This window comes from Streptomyces sp. NPDC050388 (assembly GCF_040655635.1).
Classification (GTDB): Bacteria; Actinomycetota; Actinomycetes; order Streptomycetales; family Streptomycetaceae; genus Streptomyces.
Genome location: NZ_JBFAKH010000067.1, coordinates 1 through 17,303 on the forward strand (window position 1 = coordinate 1; position 17,303 = coordinate 17,303).

A 17,303-nucleotide genomic window follows, 5' to 3' on the forward strand; every position below is an offset into this window, starting at 1 on the left:
CCTACCAGGGGCTTCACTCATGTCTGACGCCGAGTCGCCATCCCGCCGTCCGGCATCATCACGCACCGCAACCGTCACGTTGCCGAGAAGGCTTCCCTGGCAGGATCATGAGTGGCGCGGCTGGTGGGGTGACGAGCCGCCGTTCCGCACCCCGGTGTTCGTCATGACCCATCACACGCGCCCGTCGTTCACGCTCTCCGACACCACGTTCCACTTCGTCGACGGCGACCCGGTCGCGGTCCTCGAGCAGGCGCGGGAGGCGGCGCAGGGCAAGGACGTCCGACTCGGCGGCGGGGTCACCACCATCCGGCAGTTCCTCGACGCCGACCTCGTCGACACCCTGCACGTGGCGGTCTCGCCGGTGAAGCTCGGGTCCGGACTACGACTGTGGGAGTCCCCCGAGGAACTGCTCGACCGGTTCCACCTGGAGGTCGTGCCCAGCCCGAGCGGCGTGACGCACCACCTGTTCTGGCACAAGTGACACGAGGCCCGCTCGGGGATGTCGGCACGGCCGATGCGGGCGTGTCGGTAAATGATCGCGTAGTTGCGGGTGAGTTACCGATACGGACTGCGGTACTCGCCCGCAGCTGTCGAACAGTCATCTGGGGAGCGGGCCTGCTTGGCTGTTGTGCGGTTCGAGGGCATCGCCCAGCTGAACAGGTTCGGATACGGCCTGCCGCGGACCACGATCTGCCGCAGCCGTGGTCCCTCCTGATTCGCCAGCCTGGGGACCCTGCCCGATTCAGCCACCATGCGCCCCCTGACGCGACGTCGGATGAACACTGCACATCCAACCCGCTGGTCGTCCCACAACACACCTCTCTGAGCAGGGGTGTTGCAACGACTGGTTGAACCTGGGCGGTCTACGAGCGCCACCGGCTGTGGTCGGCCGACGGCACTTGGGAACGCCTGCTCCAGCAGGTCCAGGCCGCAGCCGACGCCGCGGGTGAGATCGACTGGGACACCTCGGTCGACTCCACCATCGTCCGCGCCCACCAGCATGCGGCCGGTGCCCGCACCGACCTGCCGCCGGTCCCGGCGTCAAAGGGGGCCGCCCCGTCAGAACACCAGGACGAGACGCCGTGGCAGAGCCTCACCGCCCGCCTGGGGGAGGTGGTGCAGGAGGTGAGGGCCTGGGCCGTTCGCGGCGGGTTCACCAGCAAGCTCCACCTGAGTACCGATGGCCGCTGCCGCCCGCTCTCCCTTGTCGTCACACCAGGACAGCGGGCCGACTGCACCCAGTTCCAGCAGGTGCTGGAGAAGATCCGCGTTCCCCGGCTCGGGTTGGGCAGGCCGCGCAAGGTGCCGGACAGCGTCGCGGTGGACAAGGCCTAGAGCAACGGGCCCTGCCGCGACTGTCTGCGGCGCCTGGGTATCCGGCACACGATCCCGGAGAAGACCGACAGCCGGGCCGCCCGCCTGCGCAAAGGCTCACACGGCGGACGGCCCCGGCTTCGACGAGGAGCGGTACAAGAAACGCAACACCGTCGAACGGGCGATCAACCGCTTGAAGCAGCACCGGGCAGTGGCCACTCGCTGCGACAAACGCGGCTACGTCTTCCTCGGCACCGCCACCGCGGCAGCCCTCGTGATCTGGCTCCGTAACTGAGGACCGGCATCACAAGGAAATCGGCCGACATGCCAAGGCCTGGTCGACCACTTCCTCGGCTGACAACTCCCGCTCCGGCGACCAGAAGACCAGGTCGCTGACGTGACCGGACGGGCAGGCCAGAGCTCTGTCGAGCCTGTCCAGCCAGTTGTTCACCTCGTCTTCGGAGGCGTAGTCCGCTTCCATGATCCGCTGCACGAGCGCGACCGCTTCCACCCGACTCAACTCCACCGCACTCATCAGGCCCCTCCACCGGCTGACCTTATCGAGCGGCGTGAGCGACCGGACAAGTCCTAGGCTGGAGGAGTGAGCAATCAAGCGCCCCTCGCCGCCCGTGTCATCCCCCTGCGGTCCGCGGCCGCACGCCCGGAGCCCGCGCGCCGGGCCGCGGCTCCGCCGGGCCCGGCCCCCACCGTCCCCGCTCCGTCTTCCGCTCCGGTCCCCAGGGAGCCACTGTGGCGCGACCTGGTCGGCGACGTGCTGCGGCGTGAGCGGCTCGCCCAGGAACGGACGCTGAAGGACGTCGCCGACACGGCCCGGATCTCCATGCCGTACCTGTCGGAGGTGGAGAGGGGCCGCAAGGAGGCATCGTCGGAGGTCCTCGCGGCCGCCGCCCAGGCCCTAGGACTGGGCCTGGGCGACCTGTTGTCGCGGGCGCAGGGAGAACTCGTCCGCGTCACCGGCCTGCGTGCTCCCGCCGGCCGGGGCGCGAACCGGAGCGTCCCCCGCGCCTCGTACGACGGGCTGTGCCTGGCCGCCTGACGCGACCGTGCCGGGCCCGGCGCCTCACCCACCCACGAGGCGCCGGCTCAGCACCTCGTCGGCCAGGCCGTAGGACACGGCCTCCTGCGCGGTGAACACCTTGTCGCGGTCCATGTCCGCGCGCAGCGTCGCCACGTCGTGGTGCGTGTGCCGGGACAGGACCTCCTCCACCTGCGAACGGATCCGCAGCATCTCCTTGGCCTGCAGCGACAGATCGGAGACCGTGCCCCGTTGCCCGCCCGTGGCCGGCTGGCCCAGCAGCACCCGCGCGTGCTCCAGCACGAACCGGCGCCCCGGGTCCCCGCCGGCCAACAGCACCGCAGCCGTGGACGCCGCCTGACCGACGCAGTACGTAGAGATCGGCGCCTGTACGAACGCCATGGTGTCGTAGATCGCCATGAGCGAGGTGAACGAGCCGCCCGGGGAGTTGATGTAGACCGCGATCTCGCTCTCCGGCGCAGACGACTCCAGATGGAGGAGCTGCGCGATGACGACGTTGGCCACCCCGTCGTCGATCTCGGTGCCCAGGAAGATGATCCGCTCGGACAGCAGCCGGCTGAACACGTCGTAGGACCGCTCGCCCTGCGGGGTGCGCTCGACGACGTTCGGGATCGTGTACGTACCCATCGTCACAGCCCCATCCGGCGTCGTGTCACGGCCGGCCGGACATCGTCCAGCGACTCCACCACCCGGTCCACCATGCCGTACTCCCTGGCCTCCTCGGCCGTGAACCAGCGGTCGCGGTCGCCGTCCCGGGAGATCGTCTCCGCCGACTGGCCGGTGTGCTCGGCGGTGATCCGCTCGATGGTCCGCTTGGTGAACTCCAGGTTCTCCGCCTGGATCTCGATGTCGGCGGTGGTGCCGCCGATCCCGGCGGACGGCTGGTGCATCATGATCCGCGCGTGGGGCAGGGCGTACCGCTTGCCCGGTGCGCCGACGCTCAGCAGGAACTGGCCCATGCTGGCCGCGAATCCCATGGCGAGCGTCGAGACGTCGTTGGGGATCAGCCGCATCGTGTCGTAGATCGCCAGGCCCGCGTGCACGGAGCCGCCGGGGCTGTTGACGTACAGGCTGATGTCGGTGCGCGGGTCTTCGGCGGACAGGATCAGCAGCTGCGCGCACACCCGGTTGGCGGAGACCTCGTCGACCTGGGTCCCGAGCAGCACGATCCGCTGCGCGAGGAGCTGCGCGGCCAGATGGTCGTCGAACCGGGTCAAAGGGGTGTCGCCCTCCTCGGCCCGGGGCAGCGGAGCCGGCGACCGGCCGGCGGTGAGTGGAGACATCGGCGCTCCCGTGTTGTCGGTGTTGTCAGAGTTATCGGTGTGGTCGGTGTTGTTGCCGTGTTGCTCTTCGGCACACGGCCGGTGCGGCCGTGTGCCCTCACTCTTGACCGGCTGCGGCGGCCCGCGGGGATTTCTCTGCCCGCGGCAGATTCGCCAGGGGCAGAGCGCCGCCGACCGATGAGTTCCGGGGGGCGGACCGGTCGACACTGACGACCGCGTTCCACGCCCTTTCCACACCCCGGGAGGTATCCGTGACCACCGACGGATTCACCACATGTCTCTGGTTCGACGGCCAGGCCGAGGAGGCCGCGGACTTCTACGTCTCCGTGTTCAAGGATTCGAGCGTCGGCCGGATCCTCCGGTACACCGAGTCCGGGTACGGCACGACGGGCTCCGTCCTCACCGTGGAGTTCACGGCCAACGGACAGAAGTTCGTCGCGCTGAACGGCGGACCGGAGTTCACCTTCAGCGAGGCGATCTCCTTCCAGATCGACTGCGCCGACCAGGCGGAGGTCGACCACTACTGGGACAAGCTCGTCGAGGGCGGTGGGGAGCACGGCCCCTGCGGCTGGCTCAAGGACCGGTTCGGCGTGTCCTGGCAGGTCACCCCGGTACGGCTGACCGAGCTGATCAGCGACCCGGACCAGGAGAAGGCGGACCGCGCCATGAAGGCCATGCTGTCGATGGGCAAGCTCGACATCGCCGCCCTGGAGAAGGCGTACGCGGGCGAGTGACGCCGGTGTGGCCGGGCGGGACCACGGACGGGTCCCGCCCGGCCGACGGCGGCCGGGCCCGAGCGGATCACCGCCCTCGTGGGGCCCGCTCGGCCGGGATCTCCTTGATCACATGCCGTGAGTTCGCCATGAGTGCCGGGCTGGTGTCCCAGTGGTACGGCAGTCGGATGAGCGAGATCGACCGCAGGCGACGCACCGGCGTCCGGCCCACCCGGGGGACCGCCCGGAGATGAGCCGGCTGACGAGCGCGGCGTCGATGCCCACCTCATCCGGTTCGTCGGACGCATCCCCGTGGCACACACGCCGTCCCCCCAGTGGTGAACGCGCCTGTTGTCGAACGGTTTTGACGCGCCCCGTCAGCGGGAGCGGACATGCTCCGCGATCACCCGGGTGATCTCCCGCGCGATGCGCAGGATGCCGGGGGAGCGGACCGGGCAGGGTTTCGGCGTCGACGTCGTGGGCGCCAGGCAGAAGTGCAGGTAGTCGTCGTCCAGGTGCAGGGCGGTGCGGCCTCGGCCCTGCTGGGTGCAGTACTCGGGATGGGCCCGCTCGTAGGCGTCGCAAGGCAGGTACTGCGACCAGGTGTAGCGCGCCCCGGCCGGACTCACCACGCCGCCCGCGTCGGCCACCAGGCCGCCGGAGGCGGCGGCGTGGTCCTCGTAGAGCGTGTTCACCCGGCGGACCCGGTCGGGGGTGATCGGGTCGGGGCCCTGCAACACCCAGACGATCCGGGGCGGTCGGGCCGCACCGGCCGCGCGGATCTGCTCGGTGAGCCGGCGCGCGGAGGTCGCGTACCGCTCGAAGTACTCCTCCGGAGAGGCGTCGTGGGTGATTCCGCCCATGCAGGGGGTGTAGTCCCAGGCGTTGCCCCAGAACTGCAGCACCACGTAGTCCGGCCGCAGCGAGCGCACCAGCGCCGCCGCCTTGTCCGCCGCCGGGACCAGGGACCGTTCCGCGGAACCCTCCAGGTAGTCGCACAGGGTGGTACCCGAGTAGGGCGCGCTCGTGTACCGCGCGCGCAGGTCCTCGCGCAGTTCCCGCCCGAGGACCTTCTGGTTCTCCATCGCGAGTGAGTCGCCGAGGTACAGCACGGTGGGCGGCTCGGGCGGCTCGCCGGACGCGGCGCCGGGGGAGACGTCCCGGGAGCCGTCCGCACCGGGCGAAGGGGGACCGGGCGTGGCCGCGGGCCGTTGGTGCGTGGTGGCCGACGCCTCGGGTGAGGCGGGCGGTGGCGGCTCGGCCCCGGGCCCGGACGACGGGTCCCCGCACGCGCCGAGCAGCACGGCGGCCAGCGCCACCCCCACGACCCACGGCTTGCGCATACGGCGACCCCCGCCCCGCCCGGCGAAAACGGTTCCCCAGGCAAGCACGATAGGGCCCAGGGGGGAAGACCCGGTTCGGGAAAGGCCGTTCACCGGGAGCGCGCGGGCCGCTGCCCGGCGCGCGGGTCCGGGCGGCGGTGACTAGCGTGACGCGAAGGACCGACCAGCCGTCCGGAGAGGGCACGCCGCCATGGCCGTACCACCCGAGGGAACACCCTGCTGGGCCGACGCGATGTTCAACGACGTCGAGGCCGCCGAGGCCTTCTACGGAGACGTCCTGGGCTGGACCTTCGGCGCGTCGTCGGAGTTCGGCGACTACACCCAGGCGTACGCCGACGGCAAGGCGGTGGCGGCCGTCGTGCCGCCCATGCCGGGCCAGGAGGGCCCGTCGCAGTGGTGCCTCTACTTCGCGGTCCGGGACGCCGCCGCCACCGCCGTCCGGATCGGGGACAACGGCGGCGAACCGCTGATGGAACCGATGCGGGTCGGTGACTTCGGCACGATGTGCCTGGCCCGTGAACCCGGCGGGGCCGTCTTCGGCCTCTGGCAGGCCGGCACCCACGAAGGCTTCGAGGCGACGGCCGTTCCCGGCGCGTACTGCTGGGCGGAGGTCTTCACCCGGGCCCCGGAGAAGACCGACGCGTTCTTCCCCGCTGTCTTCCCCTACCGGTCGAGGCAGCTCGAGGACGAGAGTGACTTCCGGATCTACGACCTGGGCGAGCGCTCCGTGCTCGGCCGGATGAAGATGACGGAGGACTTCCCGCCGGAGGTGCCGCCGTACATCAACATCTACTTCACCGTCCGGAACTGCGACGAGGCGGTGGCCCTGGCCACCGAGCGCGGCGGCGTCCTGCGCTTCGGGCCGACGGACACCCCCTTCGGGCGTTCCGCGGCGCTCAGCGACCCGCAGGGCGCGAACTTCTCGGTGATCGACACCACGACCACGACGGGCGAGACGCCCGGGACGGCGGACGTCACCTGAGGAGCCCGCCCGGACCGGCGCACCGCCCGGCCATGGCATGATCGGGCGCATGCGTGAACGTGTTGTGGCCGCGTGCGACGGGGCCTCCAAGGGAAACCCCGGACCCGCCGCCTGGGCCTGGGTGATCGCCGACGCCTCCGAGACCCCGGTCCGCTGGCAGGCGGGCGCACTCGGCAGAGCCACCAACAACGTCGCCGAACTCACCGCGCTGGAGCGGCTGCTGGCGGCGACCGACCCCGATGTGCCGCTCGAGGTCCGGATGGACTCGCAGTACGCCATGAAGGCGGTCACCACCTGGCTGCCCGGCTGGAAACGCAACGGCTGGCGCACGGCGGCCGGCAAACCGGTCGCCAACCAGGAACTCGTCGTCAGCATCGACGAACTCCTGCAGGGCCGCTCCGTCGATTTCCGCTACGTCCCGGCCCACCAGGTCGACGGCGACCGGCTCAACGACTTCGCCGACCGGGCCGCCAGCCAGGCGGCCGCCGCCCAGCAGGACGCGGGCAGCGACGCGGGCTCGCCCGAGCCGCCGCCCTCCCCGGACACCCCGCCGGCCGGCGCCGCGAAACGCCGCGCCTCCGCGGCCAAGGCGTCCTCCCGGCCGCGCGGCGGCTCCTCGACCCGCACGATCAAGGCGAAGTTCCCCGGCCGCTGCCTCTGCGGCCGCTCCTACGCGGCAGGCGAGCCCATCGCCAAGAACGACAGCGGCTGGGGCCACCCCGAATGCCGCACGACCGCGAGCGTCTGAGCAGGACCGCTTCGTCCCGCCGTCCCACCGGGCCGCGACGGATGACAGACTGACGCCATGGACGAGCGCACATTCGACAGGTCGGGTCAGCACGCCTCCGTGATCGGTCTCGGCACCTGGCAACTCGGGGCGGACTGGGGGGAGGTCGACGACAAGCAGGCCCTCACGGTCCTGGAGGCCGCCGCCGAGTCCGGGGTCACCTTCTTCGACACCGCCGACGTGTACGGCGACGGGCGCAGCGAGCGGACCGTCGCGTCGTTCCTGAGCGGCCGGCCCGATCTGCACGTCCTGGTCGCGACCAAGATGGGCCGCCGGGCGGAACAGCTCCCGGAGAACTACGTGCTGGACAACTTCCGTGCGTGGAACGACCGTTCGCGGCGCAACCTCGGCGTCGACCGCATCGACCTGGTGCAGTTGCACTGCCCGCCGACGCCCGTCTACTCCTCCGACGAGGTCTTCGACGCCCTCGACACCCTGGTGGCGGAGGAGCGCGTCGCCGCCTACGGGGTCAGCGTGGAGACCTGCGCCCAGGCACTGACCGCGATCAGTCGGCCGAACGTGGCGAGCGTGCAGATCATCCTCAACCCGTTCCGCATGAAGCCCCTGCTCGAGGTGGTCCCGGCGGCCCGCGCGGCGGGCGTCGGCATCATCGCCCGAGTCCCGCTGGCCTCGGGGCTGCTGTCGGGCAGGTACACCAAGGACACCGTCTTCCCGGAGAACGACCACCGCACCTTCAACCGGCACGGTGAGTCCTTCGACCAGGGCGAGACCTTCTCCGGTGTGGACTACGCGACCGGCGTCGAGGCCGCCGCCGAGTTCGCCGCACTCGCCCCCGAGGGCTACACCCCGGCCCAGCTGGCCCTGCGCTGGATCGTCCGGCAGCCCGGCGTCACCACCGTCATCCCCGGTGCCCGCTCGCCCGAGCAGGCCCGTGCCAACGCACACGCCGCCCGGCTCCCGGAGCTGTCCGAACGGACGCTCGCCGCGATCGACGACCTCTACGCACGGCGGATCAAGGACCAGGTGGAGTCCCGCTGGTAGGAGTCCCGGCAGAGCCGGTCGGCGGACTCCGCCGGCAGCGGCCCGGAACCGTCAGGGCTCCAGGAACAGCTGCCTCTCCTGCTCCTGGTCGCCGGAGGCGGCTCCCTCGTCACGCGTGGTGAAGGCCTGGGCGAGCGTGTCGCTCGCCCGCCGCACCGCACCCGGGGCGCCCTGCACGGTGACGGCCACCGGCGCGGACAGGTGTCCGGGGACCGTGGGAGAGTCCCCGGCCCGGGCCTCCCCGGTGAAGGTCGCCATGTGGACCGTCGCCTTCTCGTCGGAGGGAAGCTCGTCCGGCGCCCCGAACGTCTGCTCGAGGGCCCGGACGACCACGCGTGCGTCGCCGACGTCCTCGCCACTGAGTGTCACGGTGAGCTGGGTATCGGGCATACGTCCCACAACCTCCCGGTCTCGATGTCGTAGGCGTCCGTGTAACCGGCCGTCCGGCACCCAAACCGGGCCCGGGAACCGGCCCCGGAACCGGGGAGAACGGCCGCGGACGGGGAAGACGCGGGAAGAAAGGGACCGAGGGCGTTCAACCCAGGAGGCATCGTGTCGGACCCGGAGCAGGGCGAGAGCAGGCGCAGGGGGCGCAACGAGACCGAGGAGGAGCGGGCGGACCGGATGTGGCAGGAGGTCATCCAGGAGGTCCGCGTCGCGCAGACGGGTGTCCAGATCCTCTTCGGCTTCCTGCTGACGGTGGTGTTCACCCCGAAGTACGCGCAACTGTCCGACACGGACCAGACGATCTACATCATCACGGTAGTCCTCGGCGCCTGCGCCACCGGTGCGCTCATCGGCCCCGTCTCGCTGCACCGGCTCGTCTCCGGGCGGCGCGTCAAACCGCAGGCGGTGCGATGGGCGTCCCGGCTGACCCTGCTCGGCCTCGTCCTGCTGCTCGCCACCACCAGCGCCGCACTGCTGCTGATCCTGCGCGTGGCGACCCACGACGCCTTCGTCCCGTACCTGGTCGCCGGGGTGGTCACCTGGTACCTGGTGTGCTGGTTCGGGCTCCCGCTGTGGACCCGGCACCGGCACACGACGCGGTGACGCCGTTGTCCGTTGTCCGATGTCATCCCTCAACCGCCGGCGAGGACGTCTGCGAGGAAGTCGTCGAGGTGGACCTCCTCGTGTCCCGGTGCGACCGTCCGGTACGTCTCGCGCAGGAAGTCCCCGACGGTCTCGGCCCACGCGAACACCACCGCGTGGTGCCGGCCGCCGTCGGCGTGGGCCGCACCGAAGAACTCCATCCGCAGTTCCCGACCCGCGCCCGGGGACTCCGGACGCAGCCGCACATCACCGGTCCCGGTCGGGTGGGTCAGGCCGTCGAAGACCATGTCCCGGTCCAGCTGCCAGCGTGCGAGGACCCGGCCCTCGTGGCTGAACACGAGGGTGACGGCGAAGGGATCCGCGGGGTCGTAACTCAGGTGGGCGAGCCCGGGGACGCGATCCGCGACGCCCGCCTGGATCTCCACCACCAGGGTCTTGTGCACGAACGAGTTCACGAGGGGGGCCTCCGGGAAGTACCGACACAGACCCCTCTGCTACCCCGCAACCGGGCGGATGCTCATCCCTCCGGGCGACTCCTCGGTGCCGCGCCCGGTCCGTCCCCGGCGGGGTTCCGCTCAGCCGAAGGTGCTCCGGAGCGCCGGCAGCAGGGTCTTCTCCGACCAGTCGAGGTACCCCGGCTGTGTGTCGCCGCCGATCTGCACGAGGGCGATCTCGGTGAAACCGGCCTCCACGTAGGCGCGGACGGCCTCGACGAAGTCCGCCGGGTCGTTGCCGCAGGGGATCGAGCCGGCGACGTCCTCGGGCCGCACGAATTGGGTGGCCGACGCGAAGGAATCCGGGTGCGGCAGCTCGGAGTTGACCTTCCAGCCGTTGCCGAACCAGCGGAACTGGGAATGAGCGCGTTCGACGGCCGTGGCGCGGTCGGGGTCGTAGCACACGGGCAGCTGTCCCACCCGCGGCTTGCCCGCGCCGCCGTGCCGGTCGAACGACTCGAGCAGCCCGGCTTCCGGCTCCGTGGCGATCACCAGATCCGCGAGCCGACCCGCAAGGGCGCAGGACCGCTCCCCGGAGACCGCGACACCGATCGGCGGCGGTCGGTCCGGCAGGTCCCACAGCCGGGCCGACTCGACGTCGAAGTGGGTGCCGCGGTGGTTCACGTGCTCGCCCTCGAACAGCGCACGGATGATCTCCACCGCCTCCTCGAGCATCTCGTGCCGCACATCCACCGACGGCCAGCCGCCTCCCACCACATGCTCGTTGAGGTTCTCTCCCGAGCCGAGTCCCAGCCGGAACCGGCCCTCGGAGAGCAGTTGCGTCGTCGCGGCCTTCTGCGCCACCACCGCCGGGTGATACCGGAACGTCGGGCACGTCACGTACGTCATCAGCGGAATCCGCGAGGTGGCCTGGGCCGCCGCGCCCAGCACGCTCCACGCGTACGGCGCGTGACCCTGCGACCGCAGCCACGGGAAGTAGTGGTCCGAGGTCACGGAGAAGTCGAAGCCGGCCTCCTCGGCCCGCACCACATGGCCGACCAGCTCACGGGGCCCGCTCTGCTCGGTCATCATCGTGTATCCGATATGTGTCATGACGACCGAGTCCCCGGTCGGAGAGCGCGATAACGGTGGATCGTGCACCGGTGGGCTCAGGACCGCGCGAGGGCCGCGAGGCGCAGGTCGCGGGTGCGGCTCTGGTGCTCGATGACGTGCTGCCGGGCGGCCGCCGCGTCGCCGCGGCGGATCGCGTCCAGGATCCGGGTGTGCTCCTCGAGGATCAGGGTGAGGTTGTCCGGCCGGGTGGTGGTGCCGGAGTCGTAGACCTTCAACTGGGCGTCCAGACGGTCCATCAGCTCGATGATCGTCGCATTGTGCCCGGCCTCACGCAGTGCCCGGTGCCACTGTTGGTTGAGTTCCTGCAGCTCCGTGGGGTCCGTCGACGCCGCGGCGGACTCGTGGACGTGGACGAGCCGGGCCAGGTCGAGCTCGGTCCGACGGGTCGCGGCCGCCTGCGCGGCCGACGATTCCAGTGCGATGCGCGCCTCGCAGATCTCCAGGATCTCCTGGGGGGTGCGGGTGCGCACCACGTAACCGCGAGTGGCCCGGGTCACCAGGCCTTCCTGCTCGAGCCGGATCAGCGCCTCCCGGACAGGAGTGCGCGAGACGTTGAACTGCGTGCTGAGACCAGTCGGGATCAGGACGGTTCCGGGGGGTGACTGGCCGTCGAGGATGCTCTGCCGGATCCGGGCGTAGTGGCTGCCCGCGCCCGTATCGGCGCCCCGGTCTCCCCGTGCGGTGCTCAAACTGGTCGCTCCCCTTCCGTGCCGAGGACCGGTCCGTCGTCGGCGCACGCGAAGAGGTGCTCTCGGCGGACAGGTGTTCTCGCGATTCGAGACGCCCATAGTCTGCCACTGTCTACATGTGTATACAGTTGCTTGCAGTTGAATCCGGACATGAGGACCGTCGCGTCCTCAGGTCCGGGTCCGCGTTCGAGTGCATGACCCATGCACGCTTGACGGGATTTCGGGAGCTTCTGATGCATCGTGGCGCGCAGCCAGGGCGATACGCCGCCCACCCGGCGCACCCGGTAGCCGGACCGACCTCCCGCTTCTGCAACAGCCTGACGAGCCGTCGGCACATCGACTTCATGCGCGTCGTCAGCACGGGCTGTTGCTGACCGCACGCGCGCTCCGCCTGCCGCGTTCCGGCCGCTGAGACAGCGGCGGGCGCGGCCGTGCCCGGCCCGACCGCAGGCGCGTCCCGTCTCCCGCCCCAGCTCGCCCCGCCCAGTCCACTGTTCGGCACGGCTCCGGGAGCCGGCTCCGGGCACCGCCCCCAAGGCCTCACCGCCACACGGCCCCGAAGTCCTTCCCTGCTGCCGCCGCACACCGGTCAAGCGGTCGGACGGGCGGCCGAACCACTCCTGAAGGGGATCTCCCATGCCCGAGCAGACGCTGCTCGCCAAGGACCGACCACCGCATCCCGGTCCTGCCGGTCCTGTCGGACGACCCGGCGCACCGAGGAAGGGGGCGGCCGGACCGTCCTCCGCCGGACGCAGCCGCCGGGCGCTGCTGCGCACCGCCCGCACGGCCGGCCCCTGGGCCGTTCCCCTGCTGGTCCTGGTGGTGTGGCAGTGGACCGCCGCGGCCGGCATCCTGCCGGCGTCCATCCTCCCCGCCCCCGAAGCGGTGCTGCGGGCGGGAAGCGATCTGGCCGCCACCGGAGAGCTCCAGTTCCACATCCTCACCAGTCTGCGGCGCATCCTGCAGGGCTTCGCCCTGGGCGCGGCCACCGGCCTGCTCCTGGGCTTCCTGGTCGGCATGTCGAAGGTGACGGAGATCCTCCTCGACCGGTCCCTGCAGATGGTGCGCACCATCCCGCACCTGGCTCTGGTGCCGCTGATGATCGCCTGGTTCGGCATCGGGGAGGAACCCAAGATCCTCCTCGTGGCGCTGGGCACCTTCTTCCCCATCTACCTGAACACCGTGACCGGCATCCGCGGGGTCGACCCCAAGCTGCTGCAGCTCGGCCGCTCCTACGGACTGGGGCGGTGGCGCCTGGTGCGCGACATCGCCGTCCCCGGGGCCATGCCCACCATCCTGTCCGGCATCCGGTACTCCCTCGGCGTCGCCTGGATGACCCTCGTGGTCGCCGAGACCATCTCGGCCAGCGACGGGATCGGCTACCTCGCCCAGAACGCCCGCGAGTTGCTGCGCACCGACCAGATCGTCCTCGCCATCGTGCTGTACGCCCTGGCCGGCCTGCTCGCCGACCTCCTGACCAGGCTCATCGAAAGGAGGGTGCTCCGGTGGCACCCCAACTACCGCTCGCGGGCGACCCAGTGACCCCGGCGCGGGCGGGCGCCCGGCTCGCCCTGGACGGCCTGGGCCGGCAGTACGGCGACCGGTGGGTCCTGGAGAACCTCGACCTGGACGTCGAAGCCGGCTCCTTCGTCTCCTTCCTCGGTCCCAGCGGCGCGGGCAAGAGCACCCTGCTGCGGATCGTCGCCGGGCTGGAGGAGCCGAGTGCGGGAACCGTCCAGCTCCACGGTGCCGGTCCACAGCCCCCCATGGTGCGGATGATGTTCCAGGAGGACCGGATGCTGCCCTGGCGCACGGTCGAGGACAACGTGCTGCTGGGTGTCAAGGGCCGCAGGGACGAGGCACGCGCCCTGCTGGAGGCCGTGGGACTGGCCGACCGCGGCGGTGCCTGGCCGGCCGAGCTCTCCGGTGGGCAGAGGCAGCGCGTCGCCCTGGCCCGCGCCCTGCTCCACCACCCCGAACTGCTTCTCCTGGACGAGCCGTTCGGTGCTCTGGACGCGATCACCCGGATCGCCATGCAGCAGCTCCTGGAACGCCTGTGGCTGGAGCAGCCGCGCACCGTCCTGCTGGTGACCCATGACGTGGAGGAGGCGCTCGTGCTCTCCGACCGCGTCCTGGTGCTGGCCGACGGCGCCGTCGGCCGCGACCTGCACATCGACCTGCCCCGCGGGGAGCGGCGCGGCCACCCCCGCCTCGTCGCCTGGAAGGAGGAACTGCTCCAGGGTCTCCTCGAACCGCACTCCTCCGTCCCGGCCGACGCCTGACCCCGCGCCCCACCCCACCGCCGCCCGCCTCCCCGCTTCCGCCCGCCCGAGCAACGCGCCACCGAGAAAGAACCCGACCGTGACCGTGAACCGTCCGTTCTCCCGTTCGACCACGGGAGCCTCCCCGCTCCTGTCCAAAAACGTCTCGCGCCGCCGCGTCCTGGCCGTCGGCGGTGCCGCCGCCCTCGCCCCGGTGCTGGCCGCCTGCGGCGGCGGATCGCGGCCGGGCAACGCGGCGCTGGCCGACGGCGTGCCGCAGAAGCTCCGCTACGCGGTCATCGGCAGCGGCAGGACCGGCACCCCGGCGGCCCTGCGCTACAAGTTCGACGGCGTGGACCTGAGCAAGGAACTCGGCGGCACCACCGTCACCTGGCCGTCCGGGTTCACCGCCTCGCTGCCGGTGATGGAGGCGCTCAAGGCCGGCAGCGTCGACCTCACCTTCGCCACCGCCACCGCCGTGGCCTACGCGATCGGCGGGGGCGTGCCCATCGTGCCGCTCGCCGCCTACCCGCTGCCCACCAACGAGGTCGAGATCCTCGTCCCCCAGAACTCGTCCATCCGCGGCGCCGCCGACCTCAAGGGCAAGCGGGTCGCCGACCAGCAGGGCACCACCGGCACCTACAGCCTCATCAAGTACCTGCAGACCGCCGGCCTGCGACTGGACGACGTCGAGTACGTCAACCTGCCGGCCGCCGACGCCGAGTCGGCCTTCGCCAACGGCAAGGTGGACGCCTGGATCAGCTGGACGCCGGCCATCAGCCTGGGCCGGGCCCGGCACAAGGCCCGCAGGCTGCCGAACGTCAGGACCTACGACTACTCCTTCTACGTGGCCAGCGAGTCCTTCGCCGAGGAGTACCCCGAGGCCGCGGCGAAGGTGGTGCGTGTCATCCGGGACACCCAGCGCCGCGTCAACGCCCGCCCCGAGGCGAGCGTCGAGTTCTTCGACAAGATCGGCGGATTCGGCTCGGAGGACCTCGAGCGCGAGGTGTTCCTCGAGCTGACCAAGGAGAAGAGGCTCTCGGACTCCAACGCCGACCGGCTCGCGCCGGTGGACCGCAAGGCGATCGAGAACACCCAGGACCTCGCCGACAGCTTCCACGCCCTGGGCGTCTACCCCTCGAAGATCGACGTGACCGGGTTCCTGCAGGACTCCCGGTTCGACACGGTCAAGAAGGCGGTGGCCGCCGAACTGGCCAAGTGACCGACAGGGCGAACCACAGGACACACAGCACCACAGCACGGAAGAGAGAACACGCAGTGAGCACCCCCGAGAACCAGATGCACCTAGCGGCCTTCGTGACCGCGGGCCCCGGCCGGCCCGGCGGCTGGCGCCACCCCGGGTCCGAGCCCGGCTGGCTGTCGGCCTCCTACTACCAGCACATCGGCCGCGTGCTCGAGCAGGGCAAGTTCGACCTGATGTTCCTCCCGGACATCCTGTCCGTGCCCGACCGCCTCGGCGGCAGCATGGACAGCCAGCTGCGCTACGGCGCGCTCGGCTCCCTGCGGCTCGATCCGACGCCGGTGCTGTCGGCGGTCGCCGCCGCCACCACCCGGCTCGGCGTGGCCGCCACGATCTCCACCAGCTACTTCGAGCCCTTCCCCGTGGCGCGCTCCTTCGCCACGCTCGACCACCTCAGTGACGGCCGCGCCGCCTGGAACGTGGTGACCTCCTTCCAGGACTCCGAGGCCCGCAACTTCGGCGAGGACCGGCACATCGACCGCGACCAGCGCTACGAGCGGGCCGACGAGTTCCTCGAGGTGACCTGCAAGCTGTGGGACAGCTGGGAGGACGACGCCCTCGTGGCGGACCCGGAGGCCCCCCTCTTCGCCGACCCCGACCGCGTGCACGCCATCGACCACAAGGGGGAGTGGTTCAACGTCCGCGGCCCGCTGAACACGCCCCGGCCGCCCCAGGGCTACCCGGTGATCATCCAGGCCGGGGCATCCCCCAAGGGCCGCGACTTCGCGGCGCGCTGGTCCGACGTCATCTTCTGCAGCCACGCCTCCCTGGAATCGGCCAAGGACTTCTACCAGGACATCAAGGCCAGGGCGGTCCGCCACGGCCGCCGTGCCGAGGACGTCAAGATCCTCCCCATGGCCACCCCCATCATCGGTCCCACCACCGAGGCCGCACGCGAGGCCGAGCAGCGCCTGGCGGACCTGGTCCCGCCGCTGGCCGGCCTGTCGACCCTCGCCTACCACCTGGACGTGGACCTCTCGGAGCTGCCGCTCGACGAGCCGCTGCCCGACGTCGACGTCCCCGGTGTTCAGGGGCACTACAAGGAGGTCGTGGAGATGACCCGGCGCGAGGGGCTGACCCTGCGTGAGCTGGGCAAGCGGTACGGCGGCCGCACCGAGGGCTCCTTCGTCGGCACGGCGGCCGAGGTCGCCGACGGCATGGCGCAGTGGTTCACCGAGGGTGCCTGCGACGGCTTCACCGTGGGCGCCGTCCACACGCCGGGCGCCTTCGAGGACTTCGTCCGCCAGGTGGTGCCCGACCTGCAGCGCCGCGGCCTGTTCCGCACCGAGTACGAGGGCACCACCCTGCGCGACCACCTGGGCCTGGAGCGCCCCGAGGCCGGGCAGTGGCGCGACCGCCGGAACGGAAACGCCGACAACGGCTGACCCGCACCGCACCCCACACACCGGATCCCGCACAGCGACGCCAAGGACCTCACGGCATGACAGCAGCAGGCGACATCACGAGCATCACCGGCCGCACCACCGACACCCAGGGGCGCTTCCTGGTGACCGCCCGGACGAACCACTTCGTCTCCGACGCCCGCACAGGGCCGGGGGAGGCCGTCGGGGCAGGAGAGCTGCTGCTGTCCGCCCTGGCCTCCTGCTCCCTGAGCAACATCCAGCTCCATGCCGAGGAACGCGGCTCCGGCCTGACCGGTGGCCGGGCCGAGATCAGCTACCAGCGGGACCCGCAGGACCCCACCCGCTACACCTACCTGCGGATCGAGCTGCTGCTCGAAGGGGTCGACCAGGACGAGGCCGACATCCTGGTCGGCCTCTTCACCGGCAGCTGCCCGATCTACAACACCCTGCGCCGGGGCGGCCACGTCGAGGTGGCCGTCCGGGTGCAGGAACCGCTCGCCGGCGCCGCCTGAGGAACCGGCCGACCCGGAGCCGGGTCACGCCGAAACCCCGCACTCGGCCCGCCGCACGGCAGGCATGCGGGCCCGGGGGCCGCCACCGGCCCCCGGGCCCGCTCCACCGCATCCCGC

Annotated in this window: 19 protein-coding genes and 2 pseudogenes; 13 read left to right on the forward strand and 8 right to left on the reverse strand. The window is 71.3% G+C overall.

What is annotated here, in order from left to right; genetic code table 11:
• Positions 1-82 precede the first annotated feature (82 nt).
• Both AB0I73_RS30040 and AB0I73_RS30045 read left to right on the forward strand, forming a co-directional pair.
• Positions 83-481 (forward strand): annotated as a pseudogene (locus tag AB0I73_RS30040) (dihydrofolate reductase family protein); the annotation flags it as partial.
• Positions 482-690: 209 nt separating this feature from the next.
• Positions 691-1,609, forward strand: a pseudogene (locus AB0I73_RS30045) (IS5 family transposase).
• Between the two features lie 9 nt (positions 1,610-1,618).
• Here the strand turns inward: AB0I73_RS30045 and AB0I73_RS30050 are convergent.
• Positions 1,619-1,849 (reverse strand): e9imm peptide, encoded by a 231-nt coding sequence (locus AB0I73_RS30050; protein ID WP_363042582.1) that lies wholly within the window; start codon positions 1,847-1,849, stop codon positions 1,619-1,621.
• 66 nt (positions 1,850-1,915) lie between these two features.
• Here AB0I73_RS30050 and AB0I73_RS30055 point away from each other — a divergent pair, with 66 nt between their 5' ends.
• Complete coding sequence (locus AB0I73_RS30055) at positions 1,916-2,371, forward strand: helix-turn-helix transcriptional regulator (protein WP_363042584.1); 456 nt, start codon at positions 1,916-1,918, stop codon at positions 2,369-2,371.
• Between the two features lie 24 nt (positions 2,372-2,395).
• Here the strand turns inward: AB0I73_RS30055 and AB0I73_RS30060 are convergent, their stop codons facing one another.
• Both AB0I73_RS30060 and AB0I73_RS30065 read right to left on the reverse strand, forming a co-directional pair.
• Positions 2,396-2,998 carry an ATP-dependent Clp protease proteolytic subunit gene (locus AB0I73_RS30060; RefSeq protein WP_363042586.1) on the reverse strand — a complete coding sequence of 201 codons (603 nt, stop codon included), beginning with the start codon at positions 2,996-2,998 and terminating at the stop codon, positions 2,396-2,398.
• A 2-nt stretch (positions 2,999-3,000) separates the two neighbouring features.
• Positions 3,001-3,654: an ATP-dependent Clp protease proteolytic subunit gene (locus AB0I73_RS30065; RefSeq protein WP_363042588.1), complete on the reverse strand. Its 654-nt coding sequence runs from the start codon at positions 3,652-3,654 to the stop codon at positions 3,001-3,003.
• Between the two features lie 251 nt (positions 3,655-3,905).
• Here AB0I73_RS30065 and AB0I73_RS30070 point away from each other — a divergent pair, with 251 nt between their 5' ends.
• The gene (locus AB0I73_RS30070; protein WP_363042590.1) at positions 3,906-4,388 is read left to right on the forward strand and encodes a VOC family protein; all 483 of its coding nucleotides are present in this window, start codon (positions 3,906-3,908) and stop codon (positions 4,386-4,388) included.
• A 356-nt stretch (positions 4,389-4,744) separates the two neighbouring features.
• Here the strand turns inward: AB0I73_RS30070 and AB0I73_RS30075 are convergent, their stop codons facing one another.
• Complete coding sequence (locus tag AB0I73_RS30075; protein ID WP_363042592.1) at positions 4,745-5,710, reverse strand: SGNH/GDSL hydrolase family protein; 966 nt, start codon at positions 5,708-5,710, stop codon at positions 4,745-4,747.
• A 190-nt stretch (positions 5,711-5,900) separates the two neighbouring features.
• Between AB0I73_RS30075 and AB0I73_RS30080 the strand changes: the two genes are divergently transcribed.
• Genes AB0I73_RS30080 through AB0I73_RS30090 form a run of 3 tightly spaced genes read left to right on the forward strand, consistent with a single transcriptional unit; the run spans position 5,901 to position 8,481 of the window.
• Positions 5,901-6,692 carry a VOC family protein gene (locus AB0I73_RS30080; RefSeq protein ID WP_363042594.1) on the forward strand — a complete coding sequence of 264 codons (792 nt, stop codon included), beginning with the start codon at positions 5,901-5,903 and terminating at the stop codon, positions 6,690-6,692.
• A gap of 37 nt (positions 6,693-6,729) precedes the next feature.
• Positions 6,730-7,440, forward strand: a complete 711-nt coding sequence (locus AB0I73_RS30085; protein WP_363042596.1) for a ribonuclease H — start codon at positions 6,730-6,732, stop codon at positions 7,438-7,440.
• A gap of 57 nt (positions 7,441-7,497) precedes the next feature.
• The gene (locus AB0I73_RS30090) at positions 7,498-8,481 is read left to right on the forward strand and encodes an aldo/keto reductase (protein WP_363042598.1); all 984 of its coding nucleotides are present in this window, start codon (positions 7,498-7,500) and stop codon (positions 8,479-8,481) included.
• A gap of 51 nt (positions 8,482-8,532) precedes the next feature.
• Here the strand turns inward: AB0I73_RS30090 and AB0I73_RS30095 are convergent, their stop codons facing one another.
• Positions 8,533-8,871: a hypothetical protein gene (locus AB0I73_RS30095; protein ID WP_363042600.1), complete on the reverse strand. Its 339-nt coding sequence runs from the start codon at positions 8,869-8,871 to the stop codon at positions 8,533-8,535.
• A gap of 162 nt (positions 8,872-9,033) precedes the next feature.
• Here AB0I73_RS30095 and AB0I73_RS30100 point away from each other — a divergent pair, with 162 nt between their 5' ends.
• Positions 9,034-9,531 (forward strand): DUF6328 family protein, encoded by a 498-nt coding sequence (locus AB0I73_RS30100; RefSeq protein ID WP_363042602.1) that lies wholly within the window; start codon positions 9,034-9,036, stop codon positions 9,529-9,531.
• A gap of 29 nt (positions 9,532-9,560) precedes the next feature.
• Here AB0I73_RS30100 and AB0I73_RS30105 read toward each other — a convergent pair whose 3' ends face one another.
• From AB0I73_RS30105 to AB0I73_RS30115, 3 genes are all read right to left on the reverse strand, one after another.
• Positions 9,561-9,986, reverse strand: a complete 426-nt coding sequence (locus AB0I73_RS30105) for an SsgA family sporulation/cell division regulator (RefSeq protein WP_363042604.1) — start codon at positions 9,984-9,986, stop codon at positions 9,561-9,563.
• Between the two features lie 120 nt (positions 9,987-10,106).
• The gene (locus AB0I73_RS30110) at positions 10,107-11,078 is read right to left on the reverse strand and encodes an LLM class F420-dependent oxidoreductase (RefSeq protein ID WP_363042606.1); all 972 of its coding nucleotides are present in this window, start codon (positions 11,076-11,078) and stop codon (positions 10,107-10,109) included.
• A gap of 56 nt (positions 11,079-11,134) precedes the next feature.
• Positions 11,135-11,788 (reverse strand): GntR family transcriptional regulator, encoded by a 654-nt coding sequence (locus AB0I73_RS30115; protein WP_363042608.1) that lies wholly within the window; start codon positions 11,786-11,788, stop codon positions 11,135-11,137.
• A 636-nt stretch (positions 11,789-12,424) separates the two neighbouring features.
• Between AB0I73_RS30115 and AB0I73_RS30120 the strand changes: the two genes are divergently transcribed.
• The 5 genes from AB0I73_RS30120 (at position 12,425) to AB0I73_RS30140 (ending at position 17,186) form a co-directional block, all read left to right on the forward strand.
• Positions 12,425-13,330, forward strand: coding sequence for an ABC transporter permease (locus AB0I73_RS30120; protein WP_363042609.1), 906 nt, complete (start codon positions 12,425-12,427; stop codon positions 13,328-13,330).
• Entirely contained in the window at positions 13,294-14,070 is a 777-nt protein-coding gene (locus AB0I73_RS30125) for an ABC transporter ATP-binding protein (protein WP_363042611.1), read from the forward strand. The genes AB0I73_RS30120 and AB0I73_RS30125 overlap by 37 nt, the downstream gene beginning before the upstream one ends.
• A gap of 79 nt (positions 14,071-14,149) precedes the next feature.
• Positions 14,150-15,271 carry an NrtA/SsuA/CpmA family ABC transporter substrate-binding protein gene (locus tag AB0I73_RS30130; protein WP_363042613.1) on the forward strand — a complete coding sequence of 374 codons (1,122 nt, stop codon included), beginning with the start codon at positions 14,150-14,152 and terminating at the stop codon, positions 15,269-15,271.
• Positions 15,272-15,327: 56 nt separating this feature from the next.
• A complete protein-coding gene (locus AB0I73_RS30135; protein WP_363042615.1) occupies positions 15,328-16,695 on the forward strand; it encodes an LLM class flavin-dependent oxidoreductase in 1,368 nt (455 codons plus the stop codon).
• 56 nt (positions 16,696-16,751) lie between these two features.
• On the forward strand, positions 16,752-17,186 hold the full coding sequence (locus AB0I73_RS30140; RefSeq protein WP_363042617.1) for an OsmC family protein: 435 nt from the start codon (positions 16,752-16,754) through the stop codon (positions 17,184-17,186).
• Positions 17,187-17,303: the final 117 nt, after the last annotated feature.